The organism is Saccharothrix texasensis, from assembly GCF_003752005.1.
Taxonomy (GTDB): domain Bacteria; phylum Actinomycetota; class Actinomycetes; order Mycobacteriales; family Pseudonocardiaceae; genus Actinosynnema; species Actinosynnema texasense.
In genome coordinates, this window is record NZ_RJKM01000001.1 from 3,675,651 (window position 1) to 3,691,912 (window position 16,262).

Below are 16,262 nucleotides of genomic sequence, written 5' to 3' on the forward strand. Positions count from 1 at the left end.
CCGTCGCACCCCAGTCAGCCGATCCCCGACCCACGCACGAGGAGTCAGCGAACGATGGCCTTCTCCGTCCAAATGCCCGCACTCGGCGAGAGCGTCACCGAGGGCACGGTCACCCGCTGGTTGAAGCAGGAGGGTGACCGCGTCGAGGTCGACGAGCCCTTGCTGGAGGTGTCGACCGACAAGGTCGACACCGAGATCCCGTCCCCCGCGGCGGGTGTGCTCCAGAAGATCGTCGCCCAGGAGGACGAGACCGTCGAGGTCGGCGCCGAGCTCGCCGTCATCGGTGACGGTGCCGACTCCGGTGCCTCGTCCTCGTCCTCCGACTCGTCCGCTGGTGAAGCGGTCGCGCCGGCCGAGGAGGCGCAGCCCGAACCGCAGTCCGAGCCGCAGTCCGAGCCGGAGCCGCAGGCCCAGCCTGAAGCGCAGGCCGAAGCGCAGCCCGAGCCGCAGGCCTCGTCCCAGGCCGAGGGCACCCCGGTGACCATGCCCGCGTTGGGCGAGAGCGTCACCGAAGGCACCGTGACCCGGTGGCTCAAGGCCGTCGGCGACTCGGTCGAGGTCGACGAGCCGCTGCTGGAGGTGTCGACCGACAAGGTCGACACCGAGATCCCGTCGCCGGTGGCGGGCACCCTGCTGGAGATCACCGCCGGCGAGGACGAGACCGTCGAGGTCGGCGGTCAGCTCGCGGTGGTCGGCTCGGGCTCCCCCGCGCCCGCCGCGAAGGAAGCGCCCAAGCCCGCGCCTGCTCCGCAGCAGGAAGCCCCGAAGCAGGAGGCTCCGAAGCAGGAGGCTCCGGCTCCGAAGCAGGAAGCGCCCAAGCAGGAGGCGCCCGCACCCAAGCAGGAAGCGCCGAAGCAGGAAGCGCCCGCGCCGAAGCAGGAGGCTGAGGACTCCTCGGCCAACGGCGCGCCCTACGTGACGCCCCTGGTGCGCAAGCTCGCGTCGGAGAACGGCATCGACCTCGCCACGCTCAAGGGCACCGGCGTCGGCGGCCGGATCCGCAAGCAGGACGTGCTGGCGGCGGTCGAGGCCAAGAAGGCCCCGAAGGAAGAGCCGAAGCCGGCTGCGGCGTCGACCTCCGCGCCCGCCCAGCGGGTCGCGTCCGCCCCGGCGGACACCAGCGGCAAGCGCGGCACGGTGCAGAAGCTGCCCCGGCTGCGGCAGATCGTCGCCCAGCGCACGCGTGAGTCGCTGCAGGTCTCGGCGCAGCTCACCCAGGTGTTCGAGGTGGACGTCACCAAGATCGCCCGGCTGCGCAACAAGGCCAAGGCCGCGTTCGAGCAGCGCGAGGGCACGAAGCTGACGTTCCTGCCCTTCTTCGCCAAGGCGGCGGTCGAGGCGCTCAAGCAGCACCCGGTGCTGAACGCATCGATCGACGAAGAGAAGAAGGAGATCGTCTACCACGGCGCCGAGCACCTGGGCATCGCGATCGACACCGAGCGGGGCCTGCTGAACGCGGTCATCGCGAACGCGGGCGACCTGAACCTGGCCGGCCTGTCGCACAAGATCGGCGACCTGGCGGCGCGGGCCCGGGGCAACAAGCTCACGCCCGACGAGCTGACCGGCGGCACGTTCTCGCTGACCAACCTGGGCAGCAACGGCGCGCTGTTCGACACGCCGATCATCCAGCAGCCGCAGGTCGGCATCCTGGGTGTGGGCGTGGTCAAGAAGCGCCCGGTGGTGATCACGGACGAGAACGGCGACGACACCATCGCCATCCGGTCCATGGCGTACCTGGCGCTGACCTACGACCACCGGCTGGTCGACGGCGCCGACGCCGGTCGGTTCCTCACGACCGTGAAGAACCGGCTCGAAGAGGGCTCGTTCGAGGCGGACCTCGGTCTCTGAGTTCCCCCTCGGGGTCTGTTCGAGAAGTTCGCTGAAGGCCGCTCCCGGTTCGCCGGGGGCGGCCTTCGGTTCGGAGCAGCTCGAAGAGCTGAAGTCGAAGATCAAGAACCAAAAACTGAAAGAGTCCTCGCCGGACGGGCAGATCAGCAGGATGACCGGGTTCGTGGTGATGCTCCGGTTGAGTGGTGGGTCGGGGTTCGTGTCATCCCACCGACCTCCCTACGGGCTACCACACGTATCAAGGGGGCGGCCCCGGTGAATGCCGCGGGTAGTGCTGGACGAGCCCCCTTGACACGCGCGGTAGGGCGGAGCCAGGTCGGCGGGATGACACGAAGCCCTTCCTTTGGGAAGGAGGGTGTGGTGGACCCTCGGTGCGAAGGGTGATCACCTGGGTGGTGTGGGTGACACGTTCGCCGCTGTGCAACTGGGCGCGTGCTGCGAGACGATCAAGGCATGCGTGTTGTGGTCGCGGGATCGTCGGGCTTGATCGGCACCAGTGTGGTGGCCGCGTTGCGCGGTGCCGGGCACGAGGTCCTGCGGCTGGTTCGGCGGCGGCCCTCGGCGCCCGATGAGCGTGGTTGGGACCCGTCGGCCGGGCGGATCGACGTGGGTGCGCTGGACGGTGTGGACGCGGTGGTCAACCTCTGCGGGGCCGGCGTCGCGGACAAGCGGTGGAGTGACGCGCGCAAGCAGGTGTTGCTGGACAGCCGCACGGTGCCGACCGAGGTGTTGGCGGCGGCAGTGGCGGGGCACGGCGTTCCGGTGCTGGTCAACGCCAGTGCGATCGGGTACTACGGCGACACCGGTGACGAGGTCGTGGACGAGACCAGTCCCTCGGGCACCGGGTTCCTGGCGGAGTTGTGCCGCCAGTGGGAGGCGGCGACCGGGGCCGCGGATGATCACGCGCGGGTGGTGAGGATGCGCACGGGGTTGGTCATCAGTCCCGCCGGCGGGTTGTTCGGGAAGATCAAGCCGTTGTTCACGGTCTTCCTGGGTGGGCGGCTCGGTGACGGGCGGCAGTACATGCCGTGGATCTCGTTGGACGACGCCGTCGCGGCCATCCGGTTCCTGGTGGAGAACGACGTGTCGGGGCCGGTGAACGTCACCGCGCCCAGTCCGGTGACCAATGCCGAGTTCACCCGGACGGTGGGTCATGCGCTGCACCGGCCGACACCGTGGGTGGCGCCGGCGTTCGCGTTGAAGGCCGTGCTGGGCGAGGTGGCCGAGGAAGGGCTGCTGGCCGGTCAGCGGGCCGTGCCCAGGGTGTTGGAGCAGCGCGGCTTCCAGTTCCTGCACCCCGCGCTCGGTGCGGCCGTGGCGGCGGCCGTCGAGAGGTGATCGGCACGCTGATCGGCCTCGTGCTGGCACTCGCCTCGGTGGTGCTGGGCCTCACCGTCCGGCACGCGCCGCCGGCGCTCGACGAAGGGCTGCGGCAGGACGCGGTGGAGTTGGGCGCCGGGTTCGTGCACGCGTCGACGGTGGTGAGCTTCGTGCTCAGCCCCGGGTTGGCGACGATCGCGCTGGTCTCGCTGGCGCTGCGCGCGTTCCTGGCGAAGGACCTGCTGCTGGCGCGGTGCGCCGTCCTGTTGGCGGTGTGCTGGTCGACGGTGTTCGCCCGGTACTGGTACCAGCGGGTCCGGCCGATCGAGTTCCCGAAGTGGGCCTACCCGAGCGGGCACGTCACGGCGGTCACGGCGGTCGCGTTCACGGCCGTGGTGCTGTGCGCGTGGCTGGCCCGCCGGCACTTGAGGCTGGCGGTGGTGGCGGGGTGCGCGGCGGTGCTCGTGACGGCGGCCAGCCGGGTGGTGCTGGAGATGCACTGGTTCACCGACACGGTGGGCGCGGTGCTGGCGGTCGTCGGGGTCGGGCTGGTCGTCTCCCGTGCCCTGGGGTTGGTGCCCGTGGGCGTAGTGTCGAGACGTGAGCAGTCCTGACCTTTCCTGCCGCACCTCGACGGACCCGATCGAGGTGCGCGAGCTGGGCACCATCGACTACCTGGCCGCGTGGGAGCTGCAACGGGAGCTCGCCGAGGCCCGCGCGGACGGCGCGATCGGCGACACGGTGTTGCTGCTGGAGCACCCGCCCGTCTACACGTGCGGCCGGCGCACCGAACCCGAGGAGCGACCGAAGGGCGGCGACGTCCCGGTCATCGACGTGGACCGGGGCGGCAAGATCACCTGGCACGGTCCGGGGCAGCTGGTCGGCTACCCGATCGTGGGGTTGGCCGAGCCGTTGGACGTGGTGCAGTACGTGCGGCGGTTGGAACAGGCGTTGATCCACGTGTGCGATCAGCTGGGCGTGCGCACGGGCCGGGTCGAAGGCCGCAGCGGCGTGTGGATCCCGGCCGACGAGCGAGGCGGGGAGCGCAAGGTCGCGGCGATCGGCATCCGGGTGCAGCGGGGCGTCACCATGCACGGGTTCGAGATCAACTGCGACGCCGACCTGGCCGCGTTCGGCGACATCATCCCGTGTGGCATCCGGGACGCGGGCGTGGCGTCGCTGTCGCGGGAGCTGGGGCGCGAGGTCACCGTCGCCGAGGTGCTGCCGCTGGCGCGCCAGGCCGTCATCGACGCGCTGAACGGCGACCTGCCGTTGACCGAGCGCACGCTGGCGCGGGAGCAGCCGGTGGCGGCCGGGGTGACGTTCGCCGTCCAGGCGGGCTGACAAGGCGAGAATCCCTCCTTAGTATTCCGTAATTACGGATTATTGGAGGGAGATTCGTCGTGCCCCTGACTCGACGCACTCTGTTCCGGGCGTGCGGGGTGGCCGGCGCCGCCACGGTGCTGCCCACGGCCGGCGCGGCGGCGGCGCCGGACGACTGGCTGGGCTGGTTGCGCGCCAACCGGCGGCACGTGGCGCTGGTGCTGGACGACGGGCGTGGCGGTCGGGTCTCGCACCGGCCGCACGAGCCGCAGCCGTTGGCGGCGGTGCGGATGGTCGCGCACCTCGCCGAGTACGCGAAGGGCTCCGTCGACCCGGACGAGCGGGTGCGCGTCGCGGACTGGGAGCAGTACTACGTGGGTCTCGACGGTGGCGCGCACCGGGCGGCGTTGCGGGAGTTGGGCCTCCGGTGCACGAACGGCGTCACGGCGGACGACCCGCAGCGGTTCGTGACCGTGGGCGACCTGGTGTCGGTGGTCGTCCGGCACGGTGACTACGCGGCCGGGGACTGGCTGCGCGGTCGGCTGGGCGTGGCGGTGCCGGCGTTCGCGGCCGAGGTGGTGCGGTTCGTGCTCGGGCGGCCGGTGGAGGTCGAGCGGTACCTGGGCGATCCCCGGCTGCGGCTCGAAGTGCTCGGGAAGCTGTCCGACGTGCCTCGGACGTACGAGGGGCGGCGCCCGTGGGCCCGGGAGACGTGGGCGGGCACGGCCGCGGACGTGCACCGGAGCTGCCGGGAGGTGGCCCGCGGCGTGATGGTCGGGTCGCTGCCGGGGATCGTCACGGTCGGCGTCGGCGTGCGGCGGGAGGACGGCCGGGTGGGCAGCGCGGCGGTGCTGACCAGGGAGGTCGACGAGGCGTGGTCCGCGCGGGCCGGCGAGCTCGCGGAACTGGTCCGGACGGCCCTGCTGGAGCCCGCTGTCCTGCGGGAATTCCACGTGAGCCTCTCGTAGGATCACCGCGATGGACCTGGTGCAGCGACTTGCCGAGCTGGAGCAGCGCGTGGCCGCGCTGGAGGGCGACGAGCGGGAGGCGCGTCCGTCGGACGGGACCGACGGCGGCGCGTTCGGCTACGGCGGGCAGGTGGCGCTGGGCGACGGCCAGGTCTCGTGGCAGATCGACGTGACGCCGGAGCGCGCGCTGTCGTTGCCCGACCGGCCGCGGATCGAGGTGCTGTCCGCGTTGGCGCACCCGGTTCGGGTGGAGATCGTGCGCACGCTGCTCGCCCGGGGCGCCCAGCCCGCGACGGCGTTGCAGGAGGCCGCCCGGCTCGGGTCGACCGGCCAGCTCTACCACCACCTGAAGGCGTTGACCGGGTCCGGCCTGGTGGAGCAGGACAAGCGCGGGACCTACCGGCTGCGGTCCGCCGCGACCGTGCCCGTGCTCGTCCTGCTCACCGCCGCCTCGGACGTGGCGGGTCAGCTGCGCAGCTGAGGCGCGACGGCCTCCGCGATCAGCTCGACGTGGTCGAGGTCGGCCAGGTCGAGGACCTGGAGGTAGGCCCGGCTGATGCCGGTGCGCCCGCGCCACGCGCCGAGCTTGTCGACCACCTCGTCCGGCGTGCCGGCCAGGCCGTTCTCGCGCAGTTCGGCCACCTCGCGGCCGATCGCGGCGGCCCGGCGGGCGACCTCGGCGTCGTCCCGGCCCACGCACACCACCAGGGCCGCGGAGCGGGTGATCTCCTTCGGGTCGCGGCCGATGTCCGCGCACGCCGCGTCCACCCGGGCCAGCACCTCGACGGCGTTGTCCACCGGCTGGAACGGCAGGTTGAACTCGTCGGCGAACCGCGCCGCGAGCGCGGGGGTGCGCTTGCGGCCCGTGCCGCCGACCAGCACCGGGATCCGGTCCACGGGCTTGGGCAGCGCCGGCGAGTCCGCCAGGGCGTAGTGCTTGCCGGCGAAGTCGTAGGTCTGGCCGACCGGCGTGCGCCAGAGGCCGGTGATGACCTCCAGCTGCTCCTCGTACCGCTCGAAGCGCTCGACCGTGGACGGGAACGGCAGGCCGTAGGCGGTGTGCTCGGCCTCGAACCACCCCGCGCCGAAGCCGAACTCGACCCGGCCGCCGGACATCTGGTCCACCTGCGCCACGGAGATGGCCAGCGGGCCGGGGTGGCGGAAGGTGGCCGCGGTCATCAGCGTGCCGAGTCGGATCGTGCTGGTGTCGCGGGCGAGGCCGGCGAGCGTGATCCAGGCGTCGGTGGGGCCGGGCAGGCCGTCGCCGTCACCCATCTTGAGGTAGTGGTCGGAGCGGAAGAACGCGCTGTAGCCGGCCGCCTCGGCGGTGCGCGCCACCGCCAGCAACTGGTCGTAGGAGGCCCCTTGCTGGGGCTCGGTGAAGATGCGGAGGTCCACCGCGACGACGCTAGTCGGCCGTGCCGGAGGGCCGCGATCCGAGCGTCTTCACCGGCGGCGTGACCGCGAGCGCTTCTCCTCGACCGGCGGGGCGCCGACGCCGGCCGGGACGGGCGTGACCCGCAGGCCTTCGACGACGCGGACGATGGTGCGCTCCACCTCGGCGCTGGCCTTGCGCGGGTCCGAGGCGCCGGCGATGGTGCTGGCGCCCGCCGAGAGCGCCCCGAACAGCAGGCGGCTCATCGTCTCCACCGGCAGCTGCACCAGCTCGCCGGACGTGACCAAGACCTCGATCGTGGAGCGCAGCAGGCCGTAGCTGAAGTGCTCCTCGGCCTCGCGCCAGCGCTCCCAGCCCATCACCACCGGCGCCTCGTGGATCACGATCCGCTGGTAGGCGGGCTCCAGGCAGACCCGCACGTACGCGCGCAGGCCCGCGATGGCGGTCTCCCACGGGTCGCCGGGCGCGCTGACGATCTCGCCGAGCTTCTCGATGAACTTGGTCTCCACCGAGTCGAAGGCGGCCTCGAACAACGCCTGCTTGCCGCTGAAGTGGTGGTAGAGCGCGCCCTTGGTGAGGCGGGCCCGTTTCGCCACCTCGTCGAGCGAAGTGCCCGCGTACCCCCGTTTGGTGAACAGCTCGACGGCACTGTCCACGAGGGCCTGCCTCGTCGACTCCGAGTAGTCCAACCGCCTAGACCGCACTGTCACCACGTTCACAACGGTACGACATACCGACGGTACGTACTCGTGGTATGTTCGCCTCATCGGCCATACCGACGGTATGCCACAGACCTGAGGTATGACGCCGGTCACCACGAGAGGAGGGCGTGATCATGAGTTGGTCCGACTTCTACCGACGGCGCGACGCTCTGGACGCCGTGCTCCGCGCCGCGGCGGGGGACCCCGCGGCGCCCCTGGCGGTCGACCGCGACCTGTTCGCCACCGAGGACGAGCTGCTCCTGGCGTTGCACTACCGCTGGATGCAGCAGCTCACCGGGCGGCTCGGCGCGGCGCTGGAGGACAGCGACGACGACCGCGTCGAGACCGTCGCCCGCACGTGGCGCGCGCTGGCCGCCGAGCAGCCGGTGCTGCGCGCGGTGCTGGACGCGCACCTGACGTCCACCGAGGCGGTCGAGCGCGAGCAGCGCATGCTGGCCCTCACGGCGGGCTTGGCGGAGCTGTCCGAGCCCCGCGCGGAGATCGCCCGCGTCGGCGCGGCGTTCGCGGGCCTGCTCCGCAGCCGGCCGGCCGTCGTGGCGGGCGGGCACCGCGGGCTCGCCAAGAGCGCCTGACCACCTGGTAGGTATTGACCCATGCCGAAGTGGAACGCCCGGAAATGGGACACCGCGGACATCCCGGACCAGAGCGGGCGCACCGCGCTGGTCACCGGGGCGAACTCGGGCCTCGGCCTGCGCACCGCCGAGGTGCTGGCGGGCAAGGGGGCGCACGTCCTGCTGGCCTGCCGGTCCCCCGAACGCGGGCAGCGGGCCCTGCGACGCGTGCTCGCCACCGGCGGCAATGCCGAGCTGGTGCCGTTGGACCTGGCCGACCTGTCCTCGGTCCGCACGGCCGCGGCACTGGTGCGCGACCGCACCGGTGACGCGCTCGACGTGCTGGTGAACAACGCGGGCGTGATGGCCGTGCCGCTGGGGCGCACGGCCGACGGCTTCGAGCGCCAGTTCGGCACCAACCACCTCGGCCACGCCGCGCTGACGTGGCTGCTGATGCCCGCGTTGCGCACGCGGCCGGGCGCGCGCGTGGTCACCGTGTCCAGCCTGGCCCACCAGACGGGCCGGCTCGACCTGGCCGACCCGAACTACGAGGTGCGCCGGTACGCGGCGTGGCGCGCCTACGGCCAGTCGAAGCTGGCGAACCTGCTGTTCATGCGGGAGCTGAACCGGCGCACCCGGGCGGCGAACCTGGACGTGACGTCCGTCGCGGCGCACCCCGGCGTCACGGCCACCGAACTGAGCTCCAACATGGCCCGCGCCCAGGGCAACCCGCTGGTGGGCATCGGTGCCAAGATCAGCGACTTCTTCTCGCAACCGGTCGAGGTGGGGGCGTTGCCGCAGCTCTACGCGGCGACGTCGCCGAACGTCGAGCGGGGCGGCTACTACGGGCCGGACGGGTTCCGGGGCATGCGCGGCCACCCGGCGCCGGCGGGGTCGACGACGGCCGCCCGCGACGACCTCGCGGCCAGCCGGTTGTGGGACCTGACGGCCAAGCTCACGGGCGTCGCGCCCGACCCCTCGTGACGTAGGGTTGAAGCCGTGACCGTCGTACCTGAAGGTCGGAAGCTGCTGCGGCTGGAAGTCCGCAACAGCCAAACGCCCATCGAGAAGAAGCCCTCGTGGATCAAGACCAAGGCGAAGATGGGCCCCGAGTACCGGGAGCTCAAGGGCTTGGTCAAACGCGAGGGCCTGCACACGGTGTGCGAAGAGGCCGGTTGTCCCAACATCTACGAGTGCTGGGAAGACCGGGAGGCCACCTTCCTGATCGGTGGCGAGCAGTGCACCCGTCGCTGCGACTTCTGCCAGATCGACACCGGCAAGCCCGCCGACCTCGACCGCGATGAACCGCGGCGGGTGGCGGAGTCGGTGCAGGCCATGGGTCTGCGCTACTCGACCGTGACCGGCGTGGCGCGCGACGACCTGGAGGACGGCGGCGCGTGGCTGTACGCCGAGACCGTCCGCCAGATCCACGCGATGAACCCCGGCACCGGCGTGGAGCTGCTGATCCCGGACTTCAACGCGGTGCCGGAGCAGCTGGCCGAGGTGTTCTCGTCGCGGCCCGAGGTGCTGGCGCACAACCTGGAGACCGTGCCGCGCATCTTCAAGCGCATCCGGCCGGCGTTCCGCTACGAGCGGTCGCTGGAGGTCATCACCGCGGCCCGGGAAGCGGGCCTGGTGACCAAGTCCAACCTGATCCTGGGCATGGGCGAGACGCCGGACGAGGTCACCGAGGCGTTGAGCGACCTGCACGACGCGGGCTGCGAGATCATCACCATCACGCAGTACCTGCGGCCCTCGCCCCGGCACCACCCGGTGGAGCGGTGGGTGAAGCCGGAGGAGTTCGTGACGCACAAGGAGACCGCCGAGGACATCGGGTTCTCCGGCGTCATGGCCGGTCCCCTGGTCCGCTCGTCCTACCGCGCCGGCCGGCTGTACGCGCAGGCCGTGCAGAAGCGCGGCGACGTGCTGCCGGAGAACCTGCGCCACCTGCTCGAGGCAGGCGGCGCGGCGCAGGAGATCACCTCACTGTTGTCGGCTCGCTGACCACCACGCCGTCCAGCGCTCGGACGTAGTCGGAACCGAACGCGCTGGACGGCGTGTGCGCGCCGGGGGCCGTCCCGGCCAGGCGCCGGACCGCCTCGACCACCGAGTCCGCGGTGAGGTCGTAGGCGTTCGGCCCGGTGAGCGCGGCCCGCACCCGGCGGCCGTCGCCGTCCCAGACCTCGCCGAACACCTCGCAGCGGGTCCTGGCCCTCGTCGGGCCGCTCGGGCCGCCGATGCGCTTGGCCAGCGCCCGGCCGAGGCGTTGCGCCAGGTCGGAGCGCAGCAGCGGCGCGGTGAGCGGCTGGAGCTTGCCCAGCACGCCGGGGATCGTGGTGAACGTGGTGATGTTCGGGATGCCGGTGGACCGGTAGGCCGTGCTGACGTCACCCCACGGGATGGCGCCGACCTCCCTCGGCCGGTCGCGGAACTGCGCCGTGCGGCGGCGGTGGCCGAGCGGCACGCCGCGGATCTCACCGCCCACCCGCGCCCGTCCCCCACCGCCCGAGCCTTCGACGGCGGTCATCGCCGTGCCCGTGCTGGCGCCGCCCTGGACCACGAACGCGAGGTCGAGGTGCGTGGCCGTGGGCAGGGCGTCGTGCAGCATGGCGGCGATGCAGTCGGTCGGCACGACGTCGAACCCGGCGCCGGGCAGCAGCACCACACCGGCCCGCTTCGCTTCCTCGTCACGCCGGCTGACGGCCTCGAACACGTCGATCTCGCCGGTGATGTCGAGGTAGTGCGTCCTCGACTCCAGGCAGGCGTCCACCATCGGCCCCGAGGTCGCCGAGAACGGCCCGGCGCAGTGCGCCACCGCGTCCACGTCCTGCAGTGCCCCTGCCGCCTGGTCGAGCCCGAAGACCCGGTGCTCCAGGCCCAGCCGTTCGGCGAGGGGGCGGAGCTTCGCCGCGTCCCGCCCCGCCAGCACCGGCCGCAAGCCCCGTCGCACGGCCAGCTCGGCGACGAGCGTGCCGGTGAACCCGTAAGCGCCGTAAACCATCCACGTCATGCGCTAGAAGCTACTCGCAGGTAGCTAAGTGGACGACCTGCGCCGCACCACGACGCTCCCGACCACCGACAACGCGCCCAGCACCACGACCGGCCCCGCCCAGGCCAACCGCTCCATCCGCAACCGGCCGCATATCTCGACGAACGCCGCGCCTTCCGCTTCGACCGCCACGGCGTCGAACCCCATGCCCACGCTGTTCCCGCAGGCGACCGAGACGCCTTCCGGCGTGTCGGTGGACAGCGGCAGGAGCATGATCAGCAACCCGGCCAGGAAGAACGCAACACCGACCACCGCGGTGACGACCCTGGGCGACATGTGAGGAAGTTACGTCTTCGCCACGCCGCGAGGTAGGGGGATGTCACATAGGGGGATCGGGTTAGCAGCCCCTAATGGGCCATCCGGACTACGAGGCGGTCGGCACCCGTGCGAGCAGGGCTGGCGCCTCGACCGCCGGATCTGCGACCGTCAACCCGATCGACTCCAACCGCCTCGTCACCTCGGTGACCGACAGCGAATGCTGCAACGCCTTACCGATCAACTGTCGGACGTCGACCGACGCGCCGGCACTGAGCCACAATCCCAGATCGAATCTCCGCAACAGGCTCACATCGCGTGTCGCACCGGCCACGTCGCACCCGTCCGGCAGCACCGGAATGCGCAGCGCCTCCATCCTCTTCACCGCGTCCTGGACCCTGTGCCCCGACGCTTGGACCGCTGCGAGCAGGTGCGCCACCGGAACCCCGCCACGTGGCACCAGCTCCGCGATGGCACCCGATTCCTGGCTGAACAGCACGTAGTCGAGTTCCGACGCATGCTCCGGCAACCAGCTCAGCTCGGGCGTGGCAATGCCCATGCCCTCAAGGCGGACGATGGCCTCCGACATCGGTATGGCCGTGCCCTTCAACAGGCCGGCGAGATGGCTCAGGTAAAGCGAAGCACTCCTCTCACGCCAGCTTAAGGGGTGTACGCCCAGTGGGAAACCCAAGAGGTGCAGGTCCACATCGTCGAATTCGCGGTCGACCGCCCGACGCGGCGGTACCTCAAAGCCCAACTCCAGCAACCGGGCAGCAATTGCGGCCGGTGTGGACCCGAGCTTCAAGGCGGTGTGCACCACGGTCTCGATCGACGCGGTTCGGATGTAGTGGGCCCGTGCCGGTGACCTCACCACCGAAGTAACCAGCATCACATCGAATTCATCGAGGCGGCCCGGCAGTTTTACACCGATTTCGGGAGAATAGCCGAGATCCGCGAGCCTGTCGACGACTTCACTCGGCTGAAGTCCCCAGAACACCGCCAAGACCACGATGCGGATCAGCGGCACTCCATCGCCCGAGCGGGAGAAGTCGGCTTGCAGTACTTCGGCCGCCGCCTGCGACAAATCAGCCGACCAGTCCGTCAAGCCGTCGACGGCCGGCACGTCGAAACCCAACGCCTCCAGCCGAGACGTCACCGCGCGCAAGCTCCAACCAAGGACTTGCGCCGCCAGGTAGACGTGCCTCTTCTCGACCGACCTGTCGGACTGGAGCCAAGGGTCCTGCGCGTTCAGTCGTTTGCTGACAAGGATGAGATCAGCCTCGCTGAACCGCTGCGCGGTACCCGACAGTTGATCCACCTTGAACGAGTACGCCGCAAGACGCCGGAGGACCTCGGATGTCGGCACTTTCGTGCGAACCTGCGCCGCGATCAGGTGACCGAGTGGTACAGCGTGCGACTCGTCCAACCACAGCGCCCGGCCGTCCAGACCTCTGCTGAGCAGCAAGGCATCGATAGGCTGTGCAGGGCGATCCGGGAACTTACCCGGATCGACTCCGTACCCGAGAGCGGCCATGCGCGAAGCAACGGCACGGGGCGTGAAACCAAGAGCTGTGGCCTTGGCTACTACGGAGCCGGGCAGCACCCGGCGATGGTCGCTTTCCCCAGATGCATCGAGACTGATCAAAACGGCGTCGGAGGGCCTCGCCGGCAGTACTTCCGGCGTTGCCGGTTTGAGTACATCCGGCACGAGGTCAGGGCGATGTGCGAGCAAGCGCCACAGTACTAGATGGTCAGGAATCCGCCTCGGCACACGCCCGTCCCAATCGGTGATCCGTTCTTCACCGGTCCCGTTGTCGACGAGAAGAGAATCGGCCGGGAAGAATCCGGTCACCGCGAGGTTTACGAGCCTCCCCTTGAACTCGATGCGATGATCGTGGCTGGAAGCTACCTCGGTGATCACGTCGGCGACACGCGTGCTGGTGCCGGCCACGCCGTACAGCCAGTCGAAGCTCAACAACGGCGCCTGGTCTTCCAGCAGGTCGGGAACCGCACCGCGCAGCAACTCCTCCACGTGACCAGACACGTCGTCCAAGACCCACTGGCGATCGACGGTCAACCGGGGTGTCCACTGCTTGGTGAGGTTGACGACCGCACCGCGGATGTCCGGCGAGCCGTCAAGGGTCGTGAGAATCCCCTGGCGATCGGCAGGCCGGACGTACAGCCCGTCGGCGAGGAGAGCGCCACCTCGCTCGCACCAGATGACCTGGCCGTTGTCCGCGGGCCGTGCCGGTACCAGCCGACCGGACACCTCGATGCCGTCCGTCTCGCCCGGCCGCCGGGACCGGGCGTGGAAGCGCTGCGGTTCCCACTCCGCGACCAGGCCGTCGTGTTCCGCACGGGTGGTGAAGTCGGTGATCGCCAACAGTCGCTGGAGCACTTCGACGCACGAAGGGGCGTCTTCGCCCTCGCGGAGGTAGAGCTTCACCTCGGTTCCCGGCCTATCGCCCCTGTCCGCCAAGTGCTTGATGCGGAACAGGTGACCGGGCCCGGCGATGGCTACTTTCAGCAAGGCGCCAGGACTGTCACCGTGCCGGCTCATGCGACATGTCGTCACTTCGATCTCGTCGGCGAGCATGAAGTAACTCATCACGCCGATGCCGAAACGACTGTTGGGGAACAGGCGCACACCGCGTTCAGCCCACTCCGCTTGCTCCTCGATGAACTCGGGACGGTCGGCGAAGCGTATTCCGGCTTGCGAGAAGACTTCCCGGAGTTCGGGCTCACCCATTCCGATGCCGTTGTCGGCGCAGCGCAGGTAGTGCCGACCGTCCTCGTCGACGCCTTGATCGAACTCGATGGACCCGGACCAGTCCGACCGCCATCCGGCCTCCGCGCGGAACTCGTGGCGTGCCTGGCGGTATCGGCAGGCGTCGAGCGCGTTCTGGTACAGCTCCCGGATGGCGATCGACCGGTCGCCGTAGAGCTGTTCGCCCATCAACAGTTCGCGCACCCTCGTCTCGTCCAAGCGGAAGCGAGCCACGGGAACGGCGAAGACCGGCTGGCCGTCCGGCCGCAGAGCGGGTTCCACCCGGTCCGCGGAGGCGCGTGCGGGCAGCCGGAGCAGCGGCTGGAGAGTGACGTCGTTGTCGGCGGTGGCATGCACCGCGCCAAGCACGACATCAGTGCGCGCGACGTGTTCGCGGAGGGCCTCCAGCACGGCCTCGTGGTGGCATTCCGCGACCAAGCCGAGGCCGATCGTCACCGGCGTCCACTCGGCCTCGTCGAGCGTCGCGCGCAACTGCTCCAGATCCACCGGCTCCGGGATGCCGAGGTGTTCGGCCAGGGTCGCCGGCAACGTCGTCGTCTCGATGGCCAGCGCGTGCGCCACCACGAGAAGCAGGCCGACCAGCCTCTCGCGCACGACCTGCTGGGCGACGCTCACCCCCAGGTGAGAGGCCGAGGCCACCAAGCCGAGACGATCGGGGTTGCGGAGGTCGTCGGGCGACAGCCGGAACAGGCGCACCAGCCGGTCGAGGGTCGTGACGAGCACCTTGGTCAGCGCCCGGTCCTGGATCGGCATGTCCTGCAGCACGACCTTCGTCGACGCCCCTTCCGGACGACCGGACCTGCTGTCGATCCAGCGGTGGAACAGCCACCAGCCGATCTGCTCGGAGACACCGGTGCGGTCGAGGACGTCGCGGTGCTCCGTCCTCGCCACCAACCTCCGCTGTTGCTGGCCGGACAAGTACCTCTGGAACTGCGCGCGGTCCGCATCCGGTTCCGGTTCGACGCCGAGGCTGGTCGGCGATACGTGGATCATCTCCGCCGCGGACCGCGCGGACTGGACCTCGTGCAGCATCGGGGTCAGCACGAGCAGCGCCGCCTCCACCGCGGAGAACCTCAACTCGTCGCCGGAGAGACCGACGGTGATCAGTCCGGACACGCGGGAGGTCATGCGCTCCACGAACGCGGGATCGAGCCACGGGTCACCGGCACAGACCCGGGTGGCCGCGGCGTAGTGCCCGGCCAGGTGCTCGGCGACCGCCACGACCTGTGATCGAACGCGGTCCGGGTCGTCGACGCGATCCCACACCACGTGCCCCTCGGCGAGCGCCGCCCACGCATCGCGTGGCGGATTCGGCCGCGCGACGGCACGACTGGTCACGGGACGCTCCAGAGTGGCGTGCCGTTCGCGCCAGAAGGCCTGATCCGTCGTCAGTGACGGAAACCGCCGGTGGCGCTTCGCGTAGTCGGCGCATGCGTTCACCAGAGCGGAGACGATCGACCACGCCGGCGGTCTCTTCACCTTGCCGTTCAAGATCGCCGAGAGCTGGCTGTCGGAGACTCCGCAGGATGCCTCGAGGCTCTTGAGCGGCGGCTCGCCCGACTCGATCCACAACTGCCTCAGTCGGGCGCAGAACTCGCCGACCCCAGTGATGGGAACTGCGGCCATCCGGTGTTCTCCCCCTCCGGCACCATCCGGTGCCAGTCATCCTCACACCTGGTCCTACCAGGCCGAACCGTCCGAAGCCCGAGCCGTTCTCCGGCGTCGTCCGCAATCGGGGGCTACACCGACGTCGTGCCGGAACCGTCGTCCTCACGTAACCGCGAGCAGGTGAGGAGACACCGTGAAGTTGTGGCTGGAGCTCATCACAGCAGTGCTGCAGGCCGCCGTGGCGACCTTGACCGTCACCGCCGCCATCCGTCGTGGTCGCGGACCGCGGCAAGACGATCACGACTGATCGTGACCGGACACGGTATCCACGAGGCCAACCGGTGGTCACCGCACCATTGCGGTGACCACCCGGTTGACAGCGACTCGAGAGCGGCTCGCATTCACTCTGACGAGCTATCCAGCCCGTCAGGACG

General features: G+C 70.4%; 14 protein-coding genes. 9 read left to right on the forward strand and 5 right to left on the reverse strand.

The genetic code is table 11. The annotated features are described in order from the left end of the window. Positions 1-54 precede the first annotated feature (54 nt). From sucB to EDD40_RS15130, 6 genes are all read left to right on the forward strand, one after another. Positions 55-1,848: a 2-oxoglutarate dehydrogenase, E2 component, dihydrolipoamide succinyltransferase gene (gene sucB / locus EDD40_RS15105; RefSeq protein WP_123743476.1), complete on the forward strand. Its 1,794-nt coding sequence runs from the start codon at positions 55-57 to the stop codon at positions 1,846-1,848. A 453-nt stretch (positions 1,849-2,301) separates the two neighbouring features. Further along, the gene (locus EDD40_RS15110; protein WP_123743477.1) at positions 2,302-3,186 is read left to right on the forward strand and encodes a TIGR01777 family oxidoreductase; all 885 of its coding nucleotides are present in this window, start codon (positions 2,302-2,304) and stop codon (positions 3,184-3,186) included. After that, the gene (locus EDD40_RS15115; RefSeq protein WP_123743478.1) at positions 3,183-3,782 is read left to right on the forward strand and encodes a phosphatase PAP2 family protein; all 600 of its coding nucleotides are present in this window, start codon (positions 3,183-3,185) and stop codon (positions 3,780-3,782) included. The genes EDD40_RS15110 and EDD40_RS15115 overlap by 4 nt, the downstream gene beginning before the upstream one ends. Further along, entirely contained in the window at positions 3,769-4,512 is a 744-nt protein-coding gene (lipB, locus tag EDD40_RS15120) for a lipoyl(octanoyl) transferase LipB (RefSeq protein WP_123743479.1), read from the forward strand. The genes EDD40_RS15115 and lipB overlap by 14 nt, the downstream gene beginning before the upstream one ends. Positions 4,513-4,571: 59 nt before the next feature. Continuing rightward, positions 4,572-5,459 carry a hypothetical protein gene (locus tag EDD40_RS15125; RefSeq protein WP_148088807.1) on the forward strand — a complete coding sequence of 296 codons (888 nt, stop codon included), beginning with the start codon at positions 4,572-4,574 and terminating at the stop codon, positions 5,457-5,459. Between the two features lie 10 nt (positions 5,460-5,469). Further along, positions 5,470-5,940, forward strand: coding sequence for an ArsR/SmtB family transcription factor (locus EDD40_RS15130; protein ID WP_123743481.1), 471 nt, complete (start codon positions 5,470-5,472; stop codon positions 5,938-5,940). On the opposite strand, the gene EDD40_RS15135 is transcribed toward EDD40_RS15130, so the two are convergent. Next, complete coding sequence (locus tag EDD40_RS15135) at positions 5,925-6,857, reverse strand: LLM class F420-dependent oxidoreductase (RefSeq protein ID WP_123743482.1); 933 nt, start codon at positions 6,855-6,857, stop codon at positions 5,925-5,927. The two genes, EDD40_RS15130 and EDD40_RS15135, sit on opposite strands and share 16 nt — an antisense overlap. Positions 6,858-6,905: 48 nt before the next feature. Next, entirely contained in the window at positions 6,906-7,559 is a 654-nt protein-coding gene (locus tag EDD40_RS15140) for a TetR/AcrR family transcriptional regulator (protein WP_170185431.1), read from the reverse strand. Between the two features lie 131 nt (positions 7,560-7,690). On the opposite strand from EDD40_RS15140, the gene EDD40_RS15145 reads away from it, so the two are divergent. From EDD40_RS15145 to lipA, 3 genes are read left to right on the forward strand one after another with little or no spacing between them, the layout of a single operon-like run. Next, positions 7,691-8,149, forward strand: a complete 459-nt coding sequence (locus EDD40_RS15145) for a hypothetical protein (RefSeq protein WP_123748035.1) — start codon at positions 7,691-7,693, stop codon at positions 8,147-8,149. A gap of 21 nt (positions 8,150-8,170) precedes the next feature. Beyond that, positions 8,171-9,112 carry an oxidoreductase gene (locus tag EDD40_RS15150; protein ID WP_123743483.1) on the forward strand — a complete coding sequence of 314 codons (942 nt, stop codon included), beginning with the start codon at positions 8,171-8,173 and terminating at the stop codon, positions 9,110-9,112. A 15-nt stretch (positions 9,113-9,127) separates the two neighbouring features. Further along, entirely contained in the window at positions 9,128-10,132 is a 1,005-nt protein-coding gene (lipA, locus tag EDD40_RS15155) for a lipoyl synthase (RefSeq protein WP_123743484.1), read from the forward strand. Here lipA and EDD40_RS15160 read toward each other — a convergent pair. From EDD40_RS15160 to EDD40_RS15170, 3 genes are all read right to left on the reverse strand, one after another. Next, on the reverse strand, positions 10,107-11,138 hold the full coding sequence (locus EDD40_RS15160; protein WP_123743485.1) for a saccharopine dehydrogenase family protein: 1,032 nt from the start codon (positions 11,136-11,138) through the stop codon (positions 10,107-10,109). The two genes, lipA and EDD40_RS15160, sit on opposite strands and share 26 nt — an antisense overlap. A gap of 24 nt (positions 11,139-11,162) precedes the next feature. Continuing rightward, complete coding sequence (locus tag EDD40_RS15165) at positions 11,163-11,453, reverse strand: hypothetical protein (protein WP_123743486.1); 291 nt, start codon at positions 11,451-11,453, stop codon at positions 11,163-11,165. Positions 11,454-11,541: 88 nt separating this feature from the next. Beyond that, on the reverse strand, positions 11,542-15,846 hold the full coding sequence (locus tag EDD40_RS15170; RefSeq protein ID WP_123743487.1) for a wHTH domain-containing protein: 4,305 nt from the start codon (positions 15,844-15,846) through the stop codon (positions 11,542-11,544). Between the last annotated feature and the right edge of the window lie 416 nt (positions 15,847-16,262).